Source organism: Stenotrophomonas sp. Y6 (assembly GCF_022436665.1).
GTDB lineage: Bacteria > Pseudomonadota > Gammaproteobacteria > Xanthomonadales > Xanthomonadaceae > Stenotrophomonas > Stenotrophomonas acidaminiphila_A.
Map to the genome: position 1 here is coordinate 60,552 of NZ_JAKUKB010000014.1, position 19,119 is coordinate 79,670.

Annotated in this window: 12 protein-coding genes and 1 pseudogene; 9 read left to right on the forward strand and 4 right to left on the reverse strand. The window is 71.4% G+C overall.

The features are described from left to right. Positions 1 to 237: 237 nt before the first annotated feature. The 6 genes from MKP15_RS16205 (at position 238) to gltS (ending at position 7,348) form a co-directional block, all read left to right on the forward strand. On the forward strand, positions 238 to 1,473 hold the full coding sequence (locus tag MKP15_RS16205) for an amino acid deaminase (RefSeq protein ID WP_240213422.1): 1,236 nt from the start codon (positions 238 to 240) through the stop codon (positions 1,471 to 1,473). 21 nt (positions 1,474 to 1,494) lie between these two features. Beyond that, positions 1,495 to 2,850, forward strand: a complete 1,356-nt coding sequence (locus MKP15_RS16210) for a gluconate:H+ symporter (RefSeq protein ID WP_104938088.1) — start codon at positions 1,495 to 1,497, stop codon at positions 2,848 to 2,850. A 15-nt stretch (positions 2,851 to 2,865) separates the two neighbouring features. Next, positions 2,866 to 3,729, forward strand: coding sequence for a MurR/RpiR family transcriptional regulator (locus MKP15_RS16215; RefSeq protein ID WP_104938087.1), 864 nt, complete (start codon positions 2,866 to 2,868; stop codon positions 3,727 to 3,729). 3 nt (positions 3,730 to 3,732) lie between these two features. Further along, positions 3,733 to 5,154 (forward strand): D-aminoacylase, encoded by a 1,422-nt coding sequence (locus tag MKP15_RS16220; protein ID WP_240213423.1) that lies wholly within the window; start codon positions 3,733 to 3,735, stop codon positions 5,152 to 5,154. A 132-nt stretch (positions 5,155 to 5,286) separates the two neighbouring features. Beyond that, entirely contained in the window at positions 5,287 to 5,682 is a 396-nt protein-coding gene (locus tag MKP15_RS16225; protein ID WP_104938085.1) for a RidA family protein, read from the forward strand. Positions 5,683 to 6,136: 454 nt separating this feature from the next. Next, a complete protein-coding gene (gene gltS / locus MKP15_RS16230; RefSeq protein WP_104938084.1) occupies positions 6,137 to 7,348 on the forward strand; it encodes a sodium/glutamate symporter in 1,212 nt (403 codons plus the stop codon). 165 nt (positions 7,349 to 7,513) lie between these two features. On the opposite strand, the pseudogene ggt reads toward gltS, so the two are convergent. After that, positions 7,514 to 9,331: pseudogene (ggt, locus tag MKP15_RS16235) on the reverse strand (gamma-glutamyltransferase). A gap of 212 nt (positions 9,332 to 9,543) precedes the next feature. Here ggt and MKP15_RS16240 point away from each other — a divergent pair. From MKP15_RS16240 to MKP15_RS16250, 3 genes are read left to right on the forward strand one after another with little or no spacing between them, the layout of a single operon-like run. Next, positions 9,544 to 11,325 carry a gamma-glutamyltransferase family protein gene (locus MKP15_RS16240; protein WP_240213424.1) on the forward strand — a complete coding sequence of 594 codons (1,782 nt, stop codon included), beginning with the start codon at positions 9,544 to 9,546 and terminating at the stop codon, positions 11,323 to 11,325. A 16-nt stretch (positions 11,326 to 11,341) separates the two neighbouring features. Further along, positions 11,342 to 12,550: an FAD-dependent oxidoreductase gene (locus tag MKP15_RS16245; RefSeq protein ID WP_240213425.1), complete on the forward strand. Its 1,209-nt coding sequence runs from the start codon at positions 11,342 to 11,344 to the stop codon at positions 12,548 to 12,550. A gap of 56 nt (positions 12,551 to 12,606) precedes the next feature. After that, complete coding sequence (locus MKP15_RS16250) at positions 12,607 to 13,512, forward strand: LysR family transcriptional regulator (protein WP_104938081.1); 906 nt, start codon at positions 12,607 to 12,609, stop codon at positions 13,510 to 13,512. Positions 13,513 to 13,520: 8 nt separating this feature from the next. Here MKP15_RS16250 and alr read toward each other — a convergent pair whose 3' ends face one another. The 3 genes from alr to MKP15_RS16265 all read right to left on the reverse strand — a co-directional run bounded on the left by alr (position 13,521) and on the right by MKP15_RS16265 (position 18,825). After that, a complete protein-coding gene (alr, locus tag MKP15_RS16255) occupies positions 13,521 to 14,762 on the reverse strand; it encodes an alanine racemase (RefSeq protein ID WP_240213426.1) in 1,242 nt (413 codons plus the stop codon). A gap of 46 nt (positions 14,763 to 14,808) precedes the next feature. Beyond that, positions 14,809 to 17,679, reverse strand: coding sequence for a TonB-dependent receptor (locus MKP15_RS16260; protein ID WP_240213427.1), 2,871 nt, complete (start codon positions 17,677 to 17,679; stop codon positions 14,809 to 14,811). Between the two features lie 66 nt (positions 17,680 to 17,745). Further along, positions 17,746 to 18,825, reverse strand: a complete 1,080-nt coding sequence (locus MKP15_RS16265; protein ID WP_240213428.1) for a serine hydrolase domain-containing protein — start codon at positions 18,823 to 18,825, stop codon at positions 17,746 to 17,748. Positions 18,826 to 19,119: the final 294 nt, after the last annotated feature.

Sequence of the window (19,119 nt, forward strand, 5' to 3'; positions counted from 1 at the left end):
GGGACTTGCTGTGGCTGAATGCCCGATTCTAGCGACTCGGCGACGACATGAACCGTTTCATCGGGGACTGCATTCAGGACCCGGCGCCCGATTTGGAATGCTGCCCCGCAACATTTCACGAAAATATTTTTCATTGCGCCGGTTATCTGCTACATAGAACGCTCTCCAGCGGGGAACATGGGGACATCATCAAAGTGATCCGGAATGGATAAAAATCAATTTCAGGACATGCCGGCCATGCTCCGGGGCAAGGGCCTGGGTGGCAACGGAGGCATGCTGCCGGCCACCACGGCCGGGCAACAGGGGTGGTCCATCCTGCACGAGCAGGTGAGCCTGCCCGCCGCGGTCCTGCTGCGTTCGGCGCTGCGGCACAACCTGGAATGGATGCGTCGCTTCGTCGCCGCCTACGGCGTGCAGCTGGCGCCGCACGGCAAGACCACGATGAGCCCGGAACTGTTCCGGCTGCAGCTCGACGCCGGCGCCTGGGGCATCACCGTGGCCACCGCACCACAGGCACGCGAGGCCTGGCACGCCGGCGCACGCCGCATCCTGATCGCCAACCAGCTGGTCGGCCCGGCCAACATGGCGCTCATCGCCGGCCTGCTGGAAACCGGCGACACCGAGGTGTTCTGCCTGGTCGATTCGGCCGCCAACGCCGACGCCTTGGGGCGCTGGTTCGACGCCCGCGGGCTGCGCCTGGACGTGCTGCTGGAAATCGGCATTGCCGGCGGCCGCACCGGTGTGCGCGATGAGGTGCAGGCGCAGGCGGTGGCCGCGGCCGTCGCACGCTGGCCGCGGGCGTTGCGGCTGGCCGGCGTGGAGGTCTACGAAGGCGTGGCCGGCGACGAGGCCGGCGTGCGCGCGGTCCTGCGTCGCAGCGTGGAAACCTTCCAGCGCCTGCGCGACGGCCGTGCCTTCGGCCGCGTGCCGGCGCTGCTGACCGGCGCCGGTTCGGCGTGGTTCGACGTGGTCGCCGAGGAGTTCGCCGCGCTGTCCGCCGACCCCGCGGCCGAGATCGTGCTGCGCCCGGGCTGCTACCTCACCCATGACGTCGGCGCCTACCGCCAGGCCGCCGCCCGCATCCAGGCCAGCAACCCGGTCGCGCGGCAGATGGGCACGAGCCTGCGCCCGGCGCTGCGGCTGTGGGCCTACGTGCAGTCGCGGCCGGAGCCGGACAAGGCCATCGTCGGGCTGGGCAAGCGCGATGCCGCGTTCGATGCAGGCTTCCCGGTGCCGGCGCTGCATTACCGCCCCGGCGATGCCATGCCCGGCGACGCGGCCGCGCACTGGCAGGTGACGGCGATGATGGACCAGCACGCGTTCCTGCAGGTACGGCCCGACGACGACCTGCGCGTGGGCGACATGCTGTGCTTCGACATCTCCCACCCCTGCCTGACCTTCGACAAATGGCGCCACCTGCTGGTGGTCGACGACGACCACGTGGTGGTCGATGCCGTCACCACGCAGTTCTGAGCCGGCGCCGGACCGACACGCATGAGCCATGGACACCTGCTGCTGATCTACGCCGTGCTGGCGATCGTCGCGCTGATCGTGCTGATCGCCCGTTACCGGCTCAATCCCTTCATCAGCGTCACCCTGGTCTCGATCGGGCTGGCACTGCTGGCCGGCATGCCAGCGCCGGAGATCCTGCCCGCCTACGAACAGGGCGTTGGCAAGACCCTGGGCCACATCGCGCTGATCGTGGCGCTGGGCACCATGCTCGGCAAGATGATGGCCGAGTCCGGCGGCGCCGAGCGCATCGCGCGCACGCTGATCGCGCGCTTCGGGCCCGGCAACGTGCACTGGGCGATGATGCTGATCGCCTTCTGCATCGGCCTGCCGATCTTCTTCGAGGTCGGCTTCGTGCTGCTGATCCCGATCGCGCTCAACGTAGCCCGCCGCACTGGCGTGCCGCTGCTGCTGGTCGGCCTGCCGATGGTGGCCGGGCTGTCGGTGGTGCATGGGCTGGTGCCGCCGCATCCGGCGGCGATGCTGGCCGTGCATGCCTACGGCGCGGACGTGGGCCGCACCGTGTTCTATGCGCTGCTGGTGGGGCTGCCGACCGCGGCGCTGGCCGGACCGGTGTTCGCCAGGGTGGTGGCGCCGCGGGTGGCGCTGCCGGCGCACAACCCGATGGAGGCCGCGCTGCTGGACGAGGGCCACGGCCGCATTCCCGACGACCAGCTGCCCGGCTTCGGCATCACCCTCGCCACCGTGCTGCTGCCGGTGGTGCTGATGCTGCTGGGCGGCTGGGCCGACCAGATCGCCACGCCGGGCTCGGCGCTCAACCACGGCCTGCGCTTCATCGGCCACTCGGTGGTGGCGCTGCTGCTGGCCACGCTGCTGAGCTTCGTCACCCTGGGACGGATGCGCGGCTTCAACCGCGAGCAGATCCTCAGGTTCTCGCAGGAGTGCCTGGCGCCGACCGCCGCCATCACCCTGCTGGTCGGCGCCGGCGGCGGCCTCAACGGCATCCTGGTGCATACCGGCGTGGCCAGCCAGATCATCGACCTGTCGCGCCAGTTCCAGCTGTCGCCGCTGCTGATGGGCTGGACCATGGCCGCGCTGATGCGCATCGCCACCGGTTCGGCGACGGTGGCCATGACCACCGCCTCGGGCATCGTCGCCCCGATCGCCGCCGCGCTGGGCTACCCGCACCCGGAACTGCTGGTGCTGGCCACCGGTGCCGGCTCGGTGGTGTTGTCGCACGTCAACGACGGCGGCTTCTGGCTGGTCAAGGAATACTTCAACATGTCCGTGGCCCAGACCTTCAAGACCTGGACCGTGCTGGAAACCCTCATCTCCGTCACCGCGCTGGCGCTGGTGGCGGCCCTTGCCGCCGTGCTCTGAACCGAAGAACCCACCATGTTCGACATCGTCTACGAACTGCGCCAACGGCTGCACGAATTCAGCCCGGTCGAGGTCCGCATCGCCAACACCATCCTCGCCGACGTCGATGCCGCCGCCCAGTACGGCGTGACCGAGCTGGCCGAGCGCGCCGAGGTCAGCGCCGCGGCGATCTCGCGCTTCGCCAAGACCCTGGGCTGCGAACACGTGCGCGAGCTGCGCGCGCGGCTGGCGTCGGCCAGCGCGGTCGGCAAGCGCTTCCTCGAACAGCAGAACGCGCCGCCGGTATCGGCGCTGTTCGCGCAGATCTGCGACGACATCCAGGCCAGCCTGCGCCACAACCTGGCCAACCTGCAGGAAGAGGTGGTGCAGCAACTGGCCGATGCCATCTGCCAGGCACGGCGCATCCACGTGTTCGGCATCGGCGGCTGTTCCACCGTGTTCTCCCAGGAACTGCAGAACCGGCTGATGCGCTTCGGCCTGCCGATCACCGCCTGCAGCGACGCGGTGGTGATGAAGATGACCGCCGCCATCCTCGGCCCGCAGGACCTGGTGCTGGCGTTGTCGGTCAGCGGCATCACCCCGGAAGTGATCTCGGCGGTGGAGATCGCCCGCACCTACGGCGCGCGGGTCGGCGCCATTACCCGCGCCGGCACTGCGTTGGCGGAACGCAGCGACTGGCTGCTGCCGATCAGCATCGAGGAAACCGATTTCGTGTTCAAACCCTCCGCCTCGCGCTACGCGATGATGCTGGCCATCGACGTACTCGCCACCACCACCGCGCTCAACGGCGCCAGCGAGAACCACGAGCACCTGCGCCGCATCAAGCTGGCGCTGGACCGCTACCGGGGCGGCGACTCGCGCCTGCCGCTGGGCGACTGATCGATGCACGACGTACTGATCCGCAACGCGCTGGTGCTTGATGGCAGCGACCGCCCCGGCGGCCATGCCGACGTCGCGGTACGCGATGGCCGCATCGTCGCGGTCGGCACCGTGGACGGCGGTGCCCGCCAGGTGATCGACGCCGGGGGCCGCGCGCTGGCGCCGGGCTTCATCGACGTGCACACCCACGACGACCTGGAAGTGCTGCGCAACCCGGGCATGGCCAGCAAGCTGTCGCAGGGCGTGACCACGGTGGTGGTCGGCAACTGCGGCATCAGCGCCAGCCCGGTGCGCATCCGCGGCGAGGTGCCGGACCCGATGAACCTGCTCGGCGAGGCCTCCGATTTCCGCTTCGCCGATTTCGCCAGCTACCGCCAGGCGGTGGAAGCGGCGTGCCCGGCGGTGAACGTGGCCGCGCTGGTCGGCCATACCGCGTTGCGCCAGAACCACATGGAGCGGCTGGACCGCGCCGCCACCGCCGCCGAGATCGCGGCGATGCGCGCGCAGCTGCGCGCCAGCCTGGCGCAGGGCGCGCTGGGCCTGAGCAGTGGGCTGGCATATGGCTCGGCGTTCCACGCGCCGTCCAGCGAGGTGGCCGAACTGGCGCGCGAACTGCCGTCCGGCGGGGTGTACGCCACCCACCTGCGCGACGAGTTCGGCGGCATCCTCGGCGCGCTCGACGAGGCGTTCGATGCGGCGCGTGCGCCACGGGCGGCGGTGCGCGTGTCGCACCTGAAATGCGCCGGCGTGGACAACTGGGGCCGCAGCCGCGAAGTACTGCACCGCCTGGACGCCGCGTCCGCCGACCAGGACGTGGCCTGCGACTGCTACCCGTACGCCGCCAGCGCATCCACCCTGGACCTGAAACAGGTCACCGACGCCTACGACATCCTGATCACCTGGTCCGCGCCGGAACCGGCGCAGGGCGGGCGCCTGCTGGCCGCCATCGCCGCCGACTGGGGGGTGACGCTGGCCGAGGCCGCGGTGCGCCTGCAACCGGCCGGCGCGGTCTACCACTGCATGGACGAGGCAGATGTGCGCCGCATCCTGGCGCATCCGCTGACCATGATCGGCTCGGACGGCCTGCCGCGCGATCCACGCCCGCATCCGCGCCTGTGGGGCACCTTTCCGCGCGTGCTCGGCCACTACGCGCGCGACCAGGCGCTGTTCCCGCTGCATACCGCCGTGCACAAGATGACCGGCCTGCCCGCCGCGCGCTTCGCGCTGGGCGCGCGTGGCCGCATCCACGCCGGCGGCTGCGCCGACCTGGTGCTGTTCGACCCGGCGCGCGTGCGCGACACCGCCAGCTTCCACGATCCGGTGCGCGCGGCCGAAGGCATCGACGCGGTATGGGTCAACGGCAAGCTCGCTTATGACGGCAACGAAGTAATCGCGCGTCCGGGCCAGTTCATCGCGCCGAATTGAGGCCCTTCCCCCGATGGGAGCGGGGTCGGGGTGACGGCACCGGGCTGCGCCGGAACCCGCCGCCGCGCCTGCGCGGCACCGTCTCCCAGGGCGGGACGGGGACAACATTTCCCTTCAACACAAAGGAATCCCATGAGCGACATCAAGCGTTACGGCGCCGAAGGCGGCGTCGGCCAGGGCCGGCAGCACATGCCGTTTTCGCGCGCGGTCGAGGCCGACGGCTGGCTGTACGTCTCCGGTCAGGTCCCGATGCGCGATGGCGAACTGGTCGGCGGCACCGTGACCGAGCAGGCGCATGTGGCCATCGGCAACGTGATGGCGATCCTGGCCGAGGCCGGTTACGGGCCGGAGCACGTGGTGCGCTGTGGCGTCTGGCTGGATGACGCGCGCGATTTCTACGCCTTCAACAGCGTGTTCAAGCACTACTTCGGCGAGCACCCGCCGGCGCGGGCCTGCGTGGAGAACCGCATGGTCGTGGACTGCAAGGTGGAAGTGGACTGCATCGCCTGGAAGCGCCCGCCGCGCTGAGCCCGGGCCCGCCCGGCGCGGCCGCTGCAGCGCCGGAACATCGCCACCGCGGCAGCCGTGCATAACGCGCGGCTATGCCGCCGCGCGCGTTTGCGACTGGCGCCGGGAGCGGCTCCGCGGCTATTGTGCAGGCAGCCGCCCCGCGCCACGTTTCGTGCTGCGGCGCAGCAGACCGGCCCGCTCGTCATGGAGATCCCCATGCCTGCCTGCTTGCGTCCCTGCCGGCCGCAGCCCTTCCCATCCGCCGTGACTGGCGGAAAAGCCGCCTCCGGGCATCGAACCGTCTGCCATCCGTCATGCGCACGGGCCGGCCCCGCCGGACTGCCCTTGGCTCCGTCCCCTCCCCCGTGCCACGGAGCCCGCCCCCACGCGGCAGTCCTTCCACGGCGGCGCCGGCCCTGCGCCGGACACCGCCCCAGCTCCCTGCACTGGCAGGGCACGAGGTACTGATTCGATGATCCAACTTGATGCCGTACAGACGATCGCCTTCGGCGGCCTGACCCTGTTCGCCGGCTACGCGCTGTGCCGCGCGATCCCGGTGCTGCGCCGCTACAACCTGCCCGAACCGGTCGTCGGCGGCCTGCTGGTGGCGTTGCTGGTGTGGGCCGCGCATGCGCGCGACACCACCCTGTTCGAACTGGACACCAGCCTGAAGGTGCCGCTGATGGTGGCGTTCTTCACCACCCTGGGCATCAACGCCAGCCTGCGCCTGCTGCGGGTCAGCGGGCGCCAGGTGATGATCTTCCTGGTGCTGGCCAGCCTGTTCGCGGTACTGCAGAACCTGGTCGGCATCGGCGTGGCCTGGATGTTCGACCTGCACCCGATGTTCGGCGTGCTCGCCGGCTCGGCCACGCTCACCGGCGGCCCGGCCACCGGCATGGCGTTCGCGCCGCTGTTCGAGGAAGCCGGGCTGCAGGGCGCCGAGACCCTGGCCATCACCGCGGCGATGGCCGGCATCATCTGCGGTGGCGTGATCGGTGGGCCGACCATCACCGTGCTGATGCGCCGGTTCGGCATCAGCGGCCCGGCCGGCAACGGCGCCAGGGCCGATGGCGGCGCCGTGGACGATGAAAGCGTGCACGTGCATTTCCCCAACGAATCGGCGCGCGAGTTCGACGCGCTCAAGAGCATCGTGGTGCTGCTGATGGCGATGTGGCTGGGGGCGTGGGTCAGCCAGGGCTTCGCCGGCCTGGGCCTGACCCTGCCGTCCTACATCGGCGCGATGCTGGTGGGCGCGGTGATCCGCAACATCGACGACTACACCGGGCTGATCCGGCTGTCGGTGCCGACCACCGACCTGATCGGCAACATCTGCCTGGCGCTGTTCCTGGCGGTGGCGCTGATGGACCTGAAACTGTGGGAACTGGCCGGCATGGGCCTGCCGCTGGTGGTCAACCTGGCCATCCAGGTGGCACTGGTGGCGCTGTTCGCGATTCCGATCTTCTACGTGATGGGCCGCGACTACGACGCGGCGGTGATGGGCGGCGGCTTCATCGGCTTCATGCTCGGCACCACCGCCAACGCCATGGCGGTGATGCGCCGCCTGGTGCAGCGCTACGGGGTGGCGCCGCGCGCGTTCCTGGTGGCGCCGCTGGTGGGCGCGTTCTTCATCGACTTCGTCAACGCGCTGATCATCACCGGCTTCCTCAACTTCTGGCCGCACTAGCCCGGCGCCGAGTTCCTGGCGTTCCGCGCCCCCGCCCCGCGCCGTCAGGGCCGGGGATGCCGTAGATGCGGGGCTTGCCCCGCATGCAACACCCGCATGCACACCCGCATGGGCATTGGCGGCAACGCCTCGTGCGGGGCAAGCCCCACACCTACCGGGTGCCGGTCATTGCGCGGCCGCACCCGCGCCGGGCCGGCGCGGATCGGCCGCGCCCTGGACACCGTCCTCGTCGACCAGCAAGGTCTGCGTGCTGCCGATGGTCTCGTCGCTTTCGATGCGGTGGCCCAGCCCGCGCAGCAAGCGCAGCGTATCGGGACTGAAACCCGGTTCGATCTGCAGCATGCCGCTGCCCATGTCCTGGTGGATGCGCGGGCGGTGGGCGGCCTCGGCGATGTTCATGCCGAAATCGACCACGTCCACGATCGTCTGCATCACCGTGCCGGGGATGGTGTTGCCGCCCGGGCTGCCGGTGACCAGCCACGCCTTTCCGTCGCGCAGCACCAGGGTCGGCGACATGCTCGAGACCGGGCGGCGCCCGGGCTGCAGCGCGTTGGCGACCGCACGCCCCGGCTCCTTGCGCGCGGCCAGCTACGCGCGCAGCGAGAAGTTGCCGATCAGGTTGCCGAGCAGGAAGCCGGTGCCTTCGGCCATCACCCCGGCGCCGAAGTCCGAGCCCAGGGTGAAGGTGTTGCTGACCGCGTTGCCGTCGGCATCGACCACCGAGAAATGCGTGGTCTGCGGGCTTTCATGGGGCAGCGGATCGCCCGCCGCCAGCGCGGTGGCGTCGAGCGCGCGGTCCGGCGAGAACAGCTTCCAGCGCGCGTCGGCATAGGCCTTGGAGACCAGCCCGGCTACCGGCGCGTTGACGAACGCCGGGTCGCCGGCATGGCGCGCGCGGTCGGCCCAGGCCAGCTTGATCGCCTCGGCCATGGCATGCAGCGCCGCGGCCGAGCCGGCGCCGTGCGCGGCCAGGTCCTCGTGTTCGAGCAGATTGAGCATCTCCAGCACGCTGGCCCCGCCGCCGCTGGAAGGCGGCATGCTGACGACCTCGAGGCCGCGGTAAGTGGTGCGCAGCGGCGTGCGTTCGAGCGCGCGGTAGCGGGCCAGGTCGTCCGCCGCGATCAGCCCGCCATGGCGGCGCATCGCGGCCACCAGCCGCTGCGCGATGGGCCCACGGTAGAACGCATCGGCGCCGTCGCGCGCGATCAGCCGCAGCGACCACGCCAGGTCGGCCTGGCGCAGGCGCTCGCCGGCGCGCAGCGCGCTGCCGTCGGGGTGCAGGAACACGCCGGCGCCGGCGGGGCTGCGCGCGAGCCGCTCGCGTCCCCAATCCAGCGCGAACGCCTCGTCGCGGCTGAGCACCACGCCGTTGTCGGCCAGCTCGATCGCCGGCTGCAGCAGCCGCGCCCACGGCAGGCGCCCATGCCGGCGATGCGCCAGCGCCAGCCCGGCCACGGTGCCCGGCACCCCGGCCGCCTTCCAGCCGGCGGTCTCGCCGTCGATCCGGCCGTCGGCGCCGATGAAGCGCTCCAGCGTCGCTGCCGCCGGGGCCATCGAGCGGTAATCGATGGCGACGCTGCGGTTCTCGCCGGCCAGGTGCAGCAGCATGTAGCCGTCGCCGCCGATGTTGCCGGCACGCGGCAACAGCACCGCCAGCGCGAACGCGGTGGCCACCGCCGCGTCCACCGCGTTGCCGCCGTCGCGCAGCACCTGCGCGCCGATCTCGCTGGCGCGCTGGTTCTGGCTGACCACCATGCCGCGGTCGCCGTGCTCCGGCTTCTGGATCGCCTGGTAGTTGAGCAGTTCGCGCGCGCCGGCCGGCGGCGCCAGCGCCAGCAACGCGCCCAGCAGCAGCGCCAGGCCACGGCCAGGGAGGGATACGCGGGGTCGCAGGGTCATGCCTATCTCCGGTTTGCGGTTCGCGGGCGCATTGCCGGCCGTCCGCCCGCGGCAGTACCGGGGGCGGCGGTCGCACTGGCCCATCCCTGAGCATGGCCGGCAGCGGCGCGGCTGTCGCCCACCTTTGATGGCCGACGGTATAGCCCGCGCGCATGGAAGCCCGCGGCAACCACCGCATGGCCGATCGCCGGCCGCGGCATGCCATAGCTGCCGGTTAACGCCTGCACCGCGATTGTGATCCCCGCCGCGCCGGGCCCGACGGTAATCTGCCGGCCATGCAGACGCCCGCCCGCCACATGCCCTCCCCCACGGCCGGTGCGTCCGCCGTCGCAGCGCGCCGGCGTCGCCTCGGCGCGCTCCTGCTGCTGTGCCTGGCGGTGGTCGGGTGCGGCACCGCGCCGGACCCACGCGCGCCGGCAACCCCTTCCCCTGGCGCACCGCCCTCGCCCGCCATCGTCGTGGCCGCGCACCCGCTGGCCGCGCGGGCCGGCGCCGCGGTGCTCGAACGTGGCGGCAGCGCGATGGACGCCGCCCTGGCCGTGCAGCTGATGCTGGGGCTGGTGGAACCGCAGAGTTCGGGCATCGGCGGCGGCACGGTGCTGCTGGCCTATGACGCCGGCAGCGGCGAGGTCAGCGGCTACATCGGCCGCGAACAGGCGCCGGCCGCGGCCGGTGCCGGCTGGTTCGACGACGCCGACGGGCAACCGCTGGCGCGCAGCGACGCCATGCTCTCCGGCCGCGCCACCGGCGTGCCCGGCACGCTGGCCACGTTCGCGCTGGCGCTGCGCGAACACGGCCGGCTGCCCTGGGCGCGCCTGTTCGACGACACCATCGCCACCGCCGAGCAGGGCTTCACCATCACCGCGCGCCTGCAACGGCACATCGACGGCCGCTTCCCGCAGGCGGCGGAGGAGGACGTGCGGCGGCTGTTCGACGACGGCCACGGCGGACGCCTGCGCGCCGGCGACACCCTGCGCAACCCCGCCTACGCGGCGACGCTGCGTACGCTGGCCGCGGGCGGCGCGCAGGCGTTCTACCAGGGCGCGCTGGCGCGGGCGATCGTCGACCGCACCGCCGCGGCGCCGCGCCCGGGGGCGATGACCGTGGAGGACCTGGCCGGCTACCGCGCCGAGAAAGTGGCCCCGCTGTGCCGGCCGCTGCGCGGCTACCGGCTGTGCTCGTTGCCGCCGCCGGCCAGTGGCGTCGGCCTGCTGCAGTTGATGGCGCTGCTGGACGGCACCGATATCGACCGCCGCGATGCCGGCGACCCGCAGGCGTGGCTGCTGTTCGCCGAGGCCAGCCGGCTGATGTACGCCGACCGCGACCATTACGTCGGCGATCCGCGCTTCGTCGACGTGCCGGTCGACGGCCTGCTGGCGGCCGGCTACGTGAACGCACGCCGCGCGCTGATCGGCCCCCGGGCCGCGCCGCGGCCGCCGCGGCCGGGGGTGCCGGCCGGCGCGCCGGCGATGGCCGGGGACGCCACCGACGAGCCCGGCGGCACCAGCCATTTCGTGGTCGTGGATCACGACGGCAACGCGGTCTCGGTGACCACCACCGTGGAATCGTTCTTCGGCTCGGGGCGCATGGTCGGCGGCTTCTTCCTCAACAACCAGCTCACCGATTTCGCCTGGGACCGCGTCGACGGACACCCCGGCATGGCCAATGCCATCGCCGCCGGCAAGCGCCCGCGCTCGTCGATGGCACCGCTGCTGATGCTCGACGGCGACGGCCGCCTGGCCGGCGCGCTCGGCTCGCCCGGTGGCCCGGCCATTCCCGCCTACATCGGCAAGACCCTGGTCGGGCTGCTCTACTGGCGCCTGCCGCTGGACCAGGCCGTGGCGCTGCCCAACCTGGTCGCGCGCGGCGCGCGCTTCGATGGCGAGGCCGACCGCTTCCCGGTGTCGCTGCGTACCGCGCTGCGCGAACGCGGCGTGGACATCCGCGGCGGTGCCGGCGAGGATTCCGGCCTGCACGGCGTGTTCCTGCGCGACGGGCGCTGGCAATGGGCCGCCGATCCGCGCCGCGATGGCACCGCCGCCTTTCCTGCCCACCGGACCCCCGATGCATCCCGTTGAACCCCATGACGAGCCCGTGCGCGCCGACCTCGTGGTCCTCGGCGCCGGCGTCGTCGGCCTCGCCACCGCCTACGCCGCCGCGCGCCGCGGCCTGTCGGTGCTGCTGCTGGACCGCGCCGACGGCCCGGTGCAGGGCACCTCGTTCGCCAACGGCGCGCAGCTGAGCTACGCCTACACCGACGCCATGGCCGGCCCGTCCACCTGGCGCCAGCTGCCGGCCATGCTGTTGGGGCGCAACGGCCCGTTCCGCACGCGCTGGTCGGCCGACCCCGATTTCTGGCGCTGGGGCCTGGGCTTCCTGCGCCAGGCCGGCAGCGCGCGGCTGCGCGCCAACACCCTGGCGACGCTGGAGCTGGCGCTGGAGTCGCGCGACGCGCTGCATGCGCTGCTGCAGCGCCACCCCATCGCCTTCGACCACGCCGTCTCCGGCAAGCTGCACGTCTACCACGACGCCGCCGCGCTGCAGGGCGCGGCGCCGATGATCGCGCTCAAGCAGCCGTTCGGGGTCGCGCAACAGCTGCTCGACGCGCGCCAGGCCATCGCCGCCGAACCGGCGCTGGCGGCGATGCCGGGCCTGGCCGGCGCGGTGCATTCACCGCAGGAGGAAGCCGGCGATCCGTTCCGCTTCGGGGTCAGCCTGCTGCAGGTGCTGCAACAGCAGTACGGCGTGCAGGCGCGCTTCGGCGTCGATATCCGCCGGGTGGTGCGGCAGGGTGACGGCTGGTGCCTGCAGCCGCATGCCGGGGCGGCGCTGCAGGCGCGGCGGCTGGTGGTGTGCAACGGCATCGACGGCGCGGCGCTGCTGCGGCCGCTGGGCGTGCGCGTGCCGCTGATGGCGATCAAGGGCTATTCGTTCACCGCGCCGTGCGGCCCGCGCGCCCCCACCGCAAGCATCACCGACACCTCGCGCAAGCTGGTGTTCTGCCGCCTGGGCGAGCGCATGCGCGTGGCCGGGCTGGCCGACCTCAACCACTGGGACCCACGCCCCGACCCGGCGCGCATGGCGCAGCTGGTGGCGATGGCGCGCGCCTCGATGCCCGAGGCGGTGGACTACGACAACATCGACAGCCGCTGGGCCGGCCTGCGCCCGGTCACCCCGTGGTCCTCGCCGGAGATCCGCGCCATCGGCGACGGGCTGGTGTGCAACCTCGGCCACGGCATGCTTGGCTGGACCCTGGCGATGGGCAGCGGCGAACGCGCCGTGGCCCTGGCGACGCAGGCATGACGGCGGCGGTGCCGCGCGCGGTCGCCGGCAACCTCCGCATCGACTAGGATCGGGCCATGCGTCTGCGCCAGATTGAAGTCTTCCACGCGGTCTACACCACCGGCTCGATCAGTGCCGCGGCCCGGTCGCTGCACGTTTCCCAGCCGTCGGTCAGCAAGGTCCTGCACCACACCCAGTACCAGCTGGGTTTCGAGCTGTTCAAGCTGGTGCGCGGCCGGCTGGTCGCCACCGACGAGGCGCACGCGCTGTTCGTCGAGGTCAAGGACATCTACGACCGCCTGCTGTCGCTGCAGAAGGCGGTCAGCCACATCCGCGACATCGGCGGCGGGCATATCCGCCTGGCGGTGGTGCCCTCGCTCGGCCAGCACGTGGTGCCGGCGGCGATCACCCACTACCGGCGCCAGCACCCGGAAGTCACGTTCGACGTGCAGACCCTGCACCACGGCGACCTGTTCCAGGCGCTGTACGAGCGCGAATGCGACATCGCCATCGCCTACAACCCGCCGCAGCACCCGCGCATGCAGCGCCGCGTGCTGGGGCACGGGCAGCTGATGCTGCTGTTCGACGCCGCGCAGTGGCCCGACCCGCCGGCGGCGATCCCGCTGCGCTGGCTGCAGGACCGCGACATGGTCGGCCTGGCCAGCAGCGGCCCGATCGGCGACCTGTTCACCAACGAGCTCAAGCGCCAGGGCGTGAGCATGCGCGAGGTCGTGTCCAACCAGACCTATTCGCTGGCCGCCGCGCTGACCCGCTGCGGCGCCGGCATGAGCGTGCTGGACGAATTCACCGCCTGCGCCAATGCCGGCGGCAACCTGCTGGCGCGGCCGCTGGAACCGGAAATCGGCTTCCGCGTCGAGTGCGTCTACCTGGAAGACCGGCCACCGTCCAAGGCCGCCACCGAGTTCGTGCGGCATTTCCAGCGCAGCCTGGCCGAAACCCGCGGCGTGCCGCCCGCAGCGTAGCCGCGCCCCTAGCGGGCGCGCGGGAACTTCGGGTTCAACGCGCCCCAGACGCTGTACTGGTCGGCCAGGATGACCCCGGTCCAGGCCTCGATTTCGGCCTGGGTGATCTGCTCCCCACCCTGGCGCCCGAACAGCACCACCTCGTCGCCGGCCTGCACCCCGGGGATGTCGGTCACGTCCACCATGGTGGTATTCATGGTGACCCTGCCGAGCACCGGCGCGCGGCGGCCACGGACCAGCACGCTGCCCTTGTTGGAATAGGCGCGGCGGTAGCCGTCGGAATAGCCGACCGGCAGGTTGGCCAGCAGCGAATCGCGTTGCAGGGTAAAGGTGCGGTCGTAGCTCACCGTGTCGCCGGCGGGAAACGCCTGCACCGACGCGACCCGGGTCTTGAACGCGGCCACGTGCGCGAACGGCGGCTTCGGCGTGCCGCCGTATCCGTACAGCGCACCGCCCGGGCGCACCATGTCCAGCCGCGATTCGGGCACATGCTGCAGCGCGAACGAATTGGCCGCATGCAGCTGCACGTCGGCGCGCCGCAGCGCGGTGTTGGCGAACAGCCAGTCGGCCTGCTGCTGGAAGGCACGCACGCCCGCCAGCACGTCGTCCGGGTCTTCGCCCGGGAAGTGAGTCATCAGGCCGACCACGCGCAGGCCGTCGCTGCCGACCAGCGCCAGCGCGTCGCTCCGGCCCTGCGCCGTGGCCAGTTCCAGCCCGTTGCGGCTCATGCCGGCCGAGTTCAGGGCCAGGTGCACCGGCAGCGGCCGGCGCCGACGCACGGCCAGCGCCGCCATCGCCTGCGCCACCGCGAGATTGCCCGCCAGTTCCTCGACCCGGTACGGCAGCGCCGCCTCGATTTCATCCAGCGTCGCCGCGCGCACGCGCAGCACGCGGCCTTTGTAGCCGCAGGCGCGCGCCATGCGTGCCTCCTCGGTGCTGGCGATGCCGATGCAGGGCACGCCCGCGGCGATGATGCGCGGCATCACCAGGTCGATGCCGGTGCCGTACGCATCGGCCTTGAGCACCGCGCACAGCTGCGCATCGCCGGCCAGTGCGCGCACGCGCTGCAGGTTGGCGTCGAACACGTCCAGGTCGATCTCCAGCCAGGCGTTGGCCGCGGCCAGCCGCGCCGTGCCCGGCACGCCCAGCAGCGGCGCGGCGCGCGCATCGAGCGCCGCGGCCAGTGCCGTGCCCAGGGTCGCGGCGATGAAGCCGCGGCGGCCGCTGCAGGCGATGTCCGTATCGGTCATGGTGGGTCCCGATGCCGCCGGTGGCCCGGCGGCGTGGTTGGCAGGATCAGTCGAAGCGGTACTCGACCTGCAGGTTGAACGAACGCCCGCGCGGATCGGCCACGCGCGGCTCCCAGGCCGCGCCGGAGGCGAAATCGACCTGGTGCGCGGTGAACGGCGGATCGGTGTCGAGCAGGTTGCGCACCGCCAGGGTCAGCCGCGTGTTCTCCATCCCGGTCCAGGTCAGGCTGTAGTTGTAGGTGATGTAGTCATCGACGTCCGGGTTCCAGTTGGCCGGGGTGTAGAAGCCACCCTCGACGCTGACCGGTTCCTCGTCCTTGTAGCCGGAGCGGTAGACCTGGGTGAGCAGGTGCGCCCAGTCGCCGCGGGCCCAGCCGACGCCCAGCGTGTGCTTCCACTTGAGCGGCAGGTTGTAGAAGCGCACGTACTCGCCCACCTTGTTGTCGCCATACGGCTCGTTGGCCAGCGACTTCTCCTTGAAGGTGTCGATGTAGCTGCCGTTGAGGTTGACATGCCAGCGCCCGCCGGCCAGCTCGCCACTGAGGTTGGCATCCAGCTCCACGCCGCGGGTCAGGGTGCCGCCGGAGTTGATGTAGCGCTGGTCGATCGCGGTGACCTTGCCGCTGCTGTCGCGGATCCAGTTCTCGGCGAACAGCGCGTAGTTGGCGGTCAGCGTCGCCAGGTTGGGCACGCGGATGGTGTTGGTGCGTTCGATCTCCCACCAGTCCAGGCTCAGGTTGAAGTTGTCGGTCGGCGAGAACACGAAGCCGACGCTCCGCTGCGAGGACTCCTCCGGCTGCAGGTCGGTCTTGCCGCCGGTGATGATCACCGGCTGGATCAGGTCGCAGCCCGGTATCGACGAGTTGACCGAGCCGCTGGGGCAGCTGGCCGGGTCGACCAGGTCGCGGCCGAAGTAGTCCAGGCGGTTGACGCCGGCGAACAGCTTGGTGAACTCGGGCACCTTGAAGCCGGTGCTGTAGGCGCCGCGGAACGCCAGCGATTCGATCGGCTGCCACTTGAACGAGTACTTCGGGTTGGTGGTGCCGCCGAAGGTGTCGTAGCGGTCGTGGCGCACCGCCACGGTCACGTCGAGGCTGTCGATGATCGGCAGGTACATCTCGGCGTATACCGCGTTGACGTCGCGACGCACCTTGGGCAGGTCGCTGGTCTCGTCGAACGGCGCCTGGTAGATGGTGGTGTAGTTCAACGGCACGCCGTCGAGCACCTGCACGCCGCCGAACTCGAACTCCTCGCGCCGCGCCTCGACGCCGGTGGCCAGCTGCGCCTCGCTGCCCCACAGGCTGAAGCCAAGCCCGCCGCTGAAGCTGGCGTCGGCCGTGGTGACGGTGGACTCGCCGCCGTACAGGTGCACGCCACTGGCCGAGGCGCTCTGCAGCGCGGCCATGGCCGCCTCGCTCTGCTGCTGCCCCGGCATCAGGAACGGGTTGAGCAGGCCGCTGCCGAGCGCGGCGCGCAGGCCGCTGGAGAAGTAGTAGCCGCCGCGCAGGACCGATTCGGCCTTGTTCGAGGCGCGCGACAGGCCGATGTCGTAGTCCCAGCTGCCGAGGCTGCCTTCCAGGCCGGCCAGCAGGCGGTAGGACTTGGTGGTGGTCTCGATCTGGCGCGGCCCGCAGGCCATGCACCGCCAGCGGTAGGGAATGGGGTTGCCGTAGGTGAGGTTGGCGGTGCCGAAGTACGCGGCCAGCGCGTTGTACACCTTGTCGTACGTGTCCTTGGTGTTGGGGTTGAGCGGATACCAGGTGCCGGGGCCCATCACCGAGGTGAGCGACGCGCTGGAGGTCAGCTGCAGCGGCTCGTACTCGCGCTCGGACTTCACCCGCGAGCCCATCGCCTCGGCGTAGAAGCGGTGGTTGTCGCCGATGCGGAGGGTGGCACGGCCGAGGAACTGCAGGCTGTCCTGCGGCTGCTGCAGCGCCTGCGCGGCCGGATAGTCCCAGGCGCAGGCGTACTTGGAGCTGCCGCTGTCCCACAGCCGGTAGTCGTAGGGCCCCATCGCCGGGCCGCCGTTCTCGCAGCCGGCGCCGCCGGGCAGGTTGAGGATGTTGACGTAGTTCTGCCTGCTGCCGCCATCAGGGTCGATGAGCGAGCCGTTGATGATGCCGCCGCTGGCGTTGGTCACGGTGGCGAACGGGGTGCCGCGCGTGTCCGGCGACACCCCGCGGTCGGGCTGGAAGCTGTTGGCGAAATCGCGCTGGTGGCTGCGCAGGAACTCGCTGCGCCGCCAGTTGATCGTGCCCCACACGTTCCAGCGGTCGCTGTCCAGGTCGCCGGTGCCGCCCAGCAGGCTGTAGTTGTAGATGTCGCCGCCGCCGTGCTGGGTCACGTCGAAGCCGGCGTTGACGGCGATGCCCTGGTAGTCGGTGCGGGTGATGAAGTTGATCACGCCGCCGATGGCGTCGGTGCCGTACATGGCCGAGGCGCCGTCGCGCAGCACTTCCACCCGGTCGATCGCCGCGAACGGGATCGAGTTCAGGTCCACCGCCTGCCCGCGCAGGCCATGGGTGGCGACGCGGCGCCCATTGAGCAGCACCAGCGTGGCGTCGCTGCCCTGCCCGCGCAGGTTGGCACCGGACACGCCGGCGGTGCCGCGCAGCTCGCCCAGGTCCATGTCCACCGACGCCGAGACCATGCCGTCGGCACCGTTGCCGGCGATGTTGAGGAAGGACAACAGCTGCTCGGCCGAGGTGATGCCCTGCGCCTCGATCTCGGCCTTCTGCACGATGGTGACCGGCAGCGCGGCTTCCACGTCCACGCGCTTGATGCGCGAGCCGGTGACGTTGACCTTGTCCAGGGTGGTGGCGGCCGGGGCGGGCTCCTGCGCCATGGCCGGCACGGCCATGGCCGCCAGCAGCGCACTGCACAGGAGTTTCAATCGAGGGTCTGGCTGGCTACGCATGATCTCTCCAGGGGAACGACGGGGACGGACAACCCAGCAGGTACGGCGGCGGAGCGGGCAGCGCGGTCAGGGCCGCGCTGGTGGAATCTCGTCGAGGAACAGTGCGCCGATCGCCTGCGCGGTCGCATACGGCGTCGGGTCGTTGCGGTTGCTCAGCAGCACCACCGTCAGGTGCTGCTGCGGCCAGCGCACCAGGGTGTTGCGGAAGCCGATGCTCTCGCCGTTGTGCCATTGCCGGCCCTCGGCGATACGCCAGCCGAAGCCGTACCAGGTCGCTTCCGCGGTGGTATCCACCTGCACCTGGCGGCCGAGCGCCAGCGCGCGGGTGGCGTCATCGAACAGGCGGCCGTCGTACCAGGCCGCGTCCCAGCGCGCCAGGTCGTCGATGCTCGAATAGATGCCGCCATCGCCGAGCACGGCGCTGTAGCTGTTCTGGTCGGTGCGTTCCCAGCCCTGCGCGGCCTGGCTGTAGCCCCAGGCGCGATGCGGCACGTCGCGGCCACCGGCGACGTAGGCCAGGCTGTCGCGCATGCCCAGCGGGGCGAAGATGCGGGCGTGCAGGAACGTGGGGAAGTCCATCCCCGAGGCGCGCTCGACCACCAGCGCCAGCAGCGCATAGCCGCTGTTGCTGTAGCGGTAGGCGGTGCCCGGCGGGAAGTACAGCCGGTTCTCGCGTTCCAGCAGCGCCAGCACGCCGGCATCGCGGATCTGCCCCTGCCAGGAGGCCCCCATCAGGTCCTCGTAATCGAGTACGCCGGAAGTATGCGCGAGCAGCTGGCGCAGGCTGATGGCGTTGGCCACGGCCGGCAGCGAAGGCAGCCAGCGCTTGACCGGGTCGTCGATGGACAGCGTGCCGTCCTGCGCCAGCAGCAGGATGGCCGCGGCGGTGAACTGCTTGCTCACCGAGGCCAGCCGGTAATTGGTGTCGGTGCCGGCGGCGATGCCGCGCTCCAGGTCGGCACGCCCGTAGCCGCGCCGGACCAGCGCCTTGCCGTCCTTGAGCACCAGCAGCGAGGCGCCGGGAACGTCGCCGTCATACGGCTGCATCAGCTGGTCGATCGCGGCCTGGCGGCTGGCGGCATCGGCCGCGCTTGCCAGCAATGGCAGCGCCAGGCATGCCAGCAACAGCGCCACATGCCACACCACAGGAATCCACCGCGGGCAAAAACGGTTGCGCATGCGTCCCCCGGACGAAGAAGGCAGGAATGATGGGATGCCACCGATGGCGGGCCCGCGGGCCGGCGGACCGGAACCCCGGCATGCCTGCCTTCCGCCTCCCTGCGTCTGCGCCGGTTCCCCCGGTGCGGCCTCCCCGCCGTACCGCCCGTCGCGTCTTCACCTTGGCGCGTGGCAACCCGCAGCGTCAACGCCGGACACATCCCCCGCGGACCGCCTGCGCCCATACCCGCAGGCAACGCCACGGGCCGGTGCCGTGGCCGC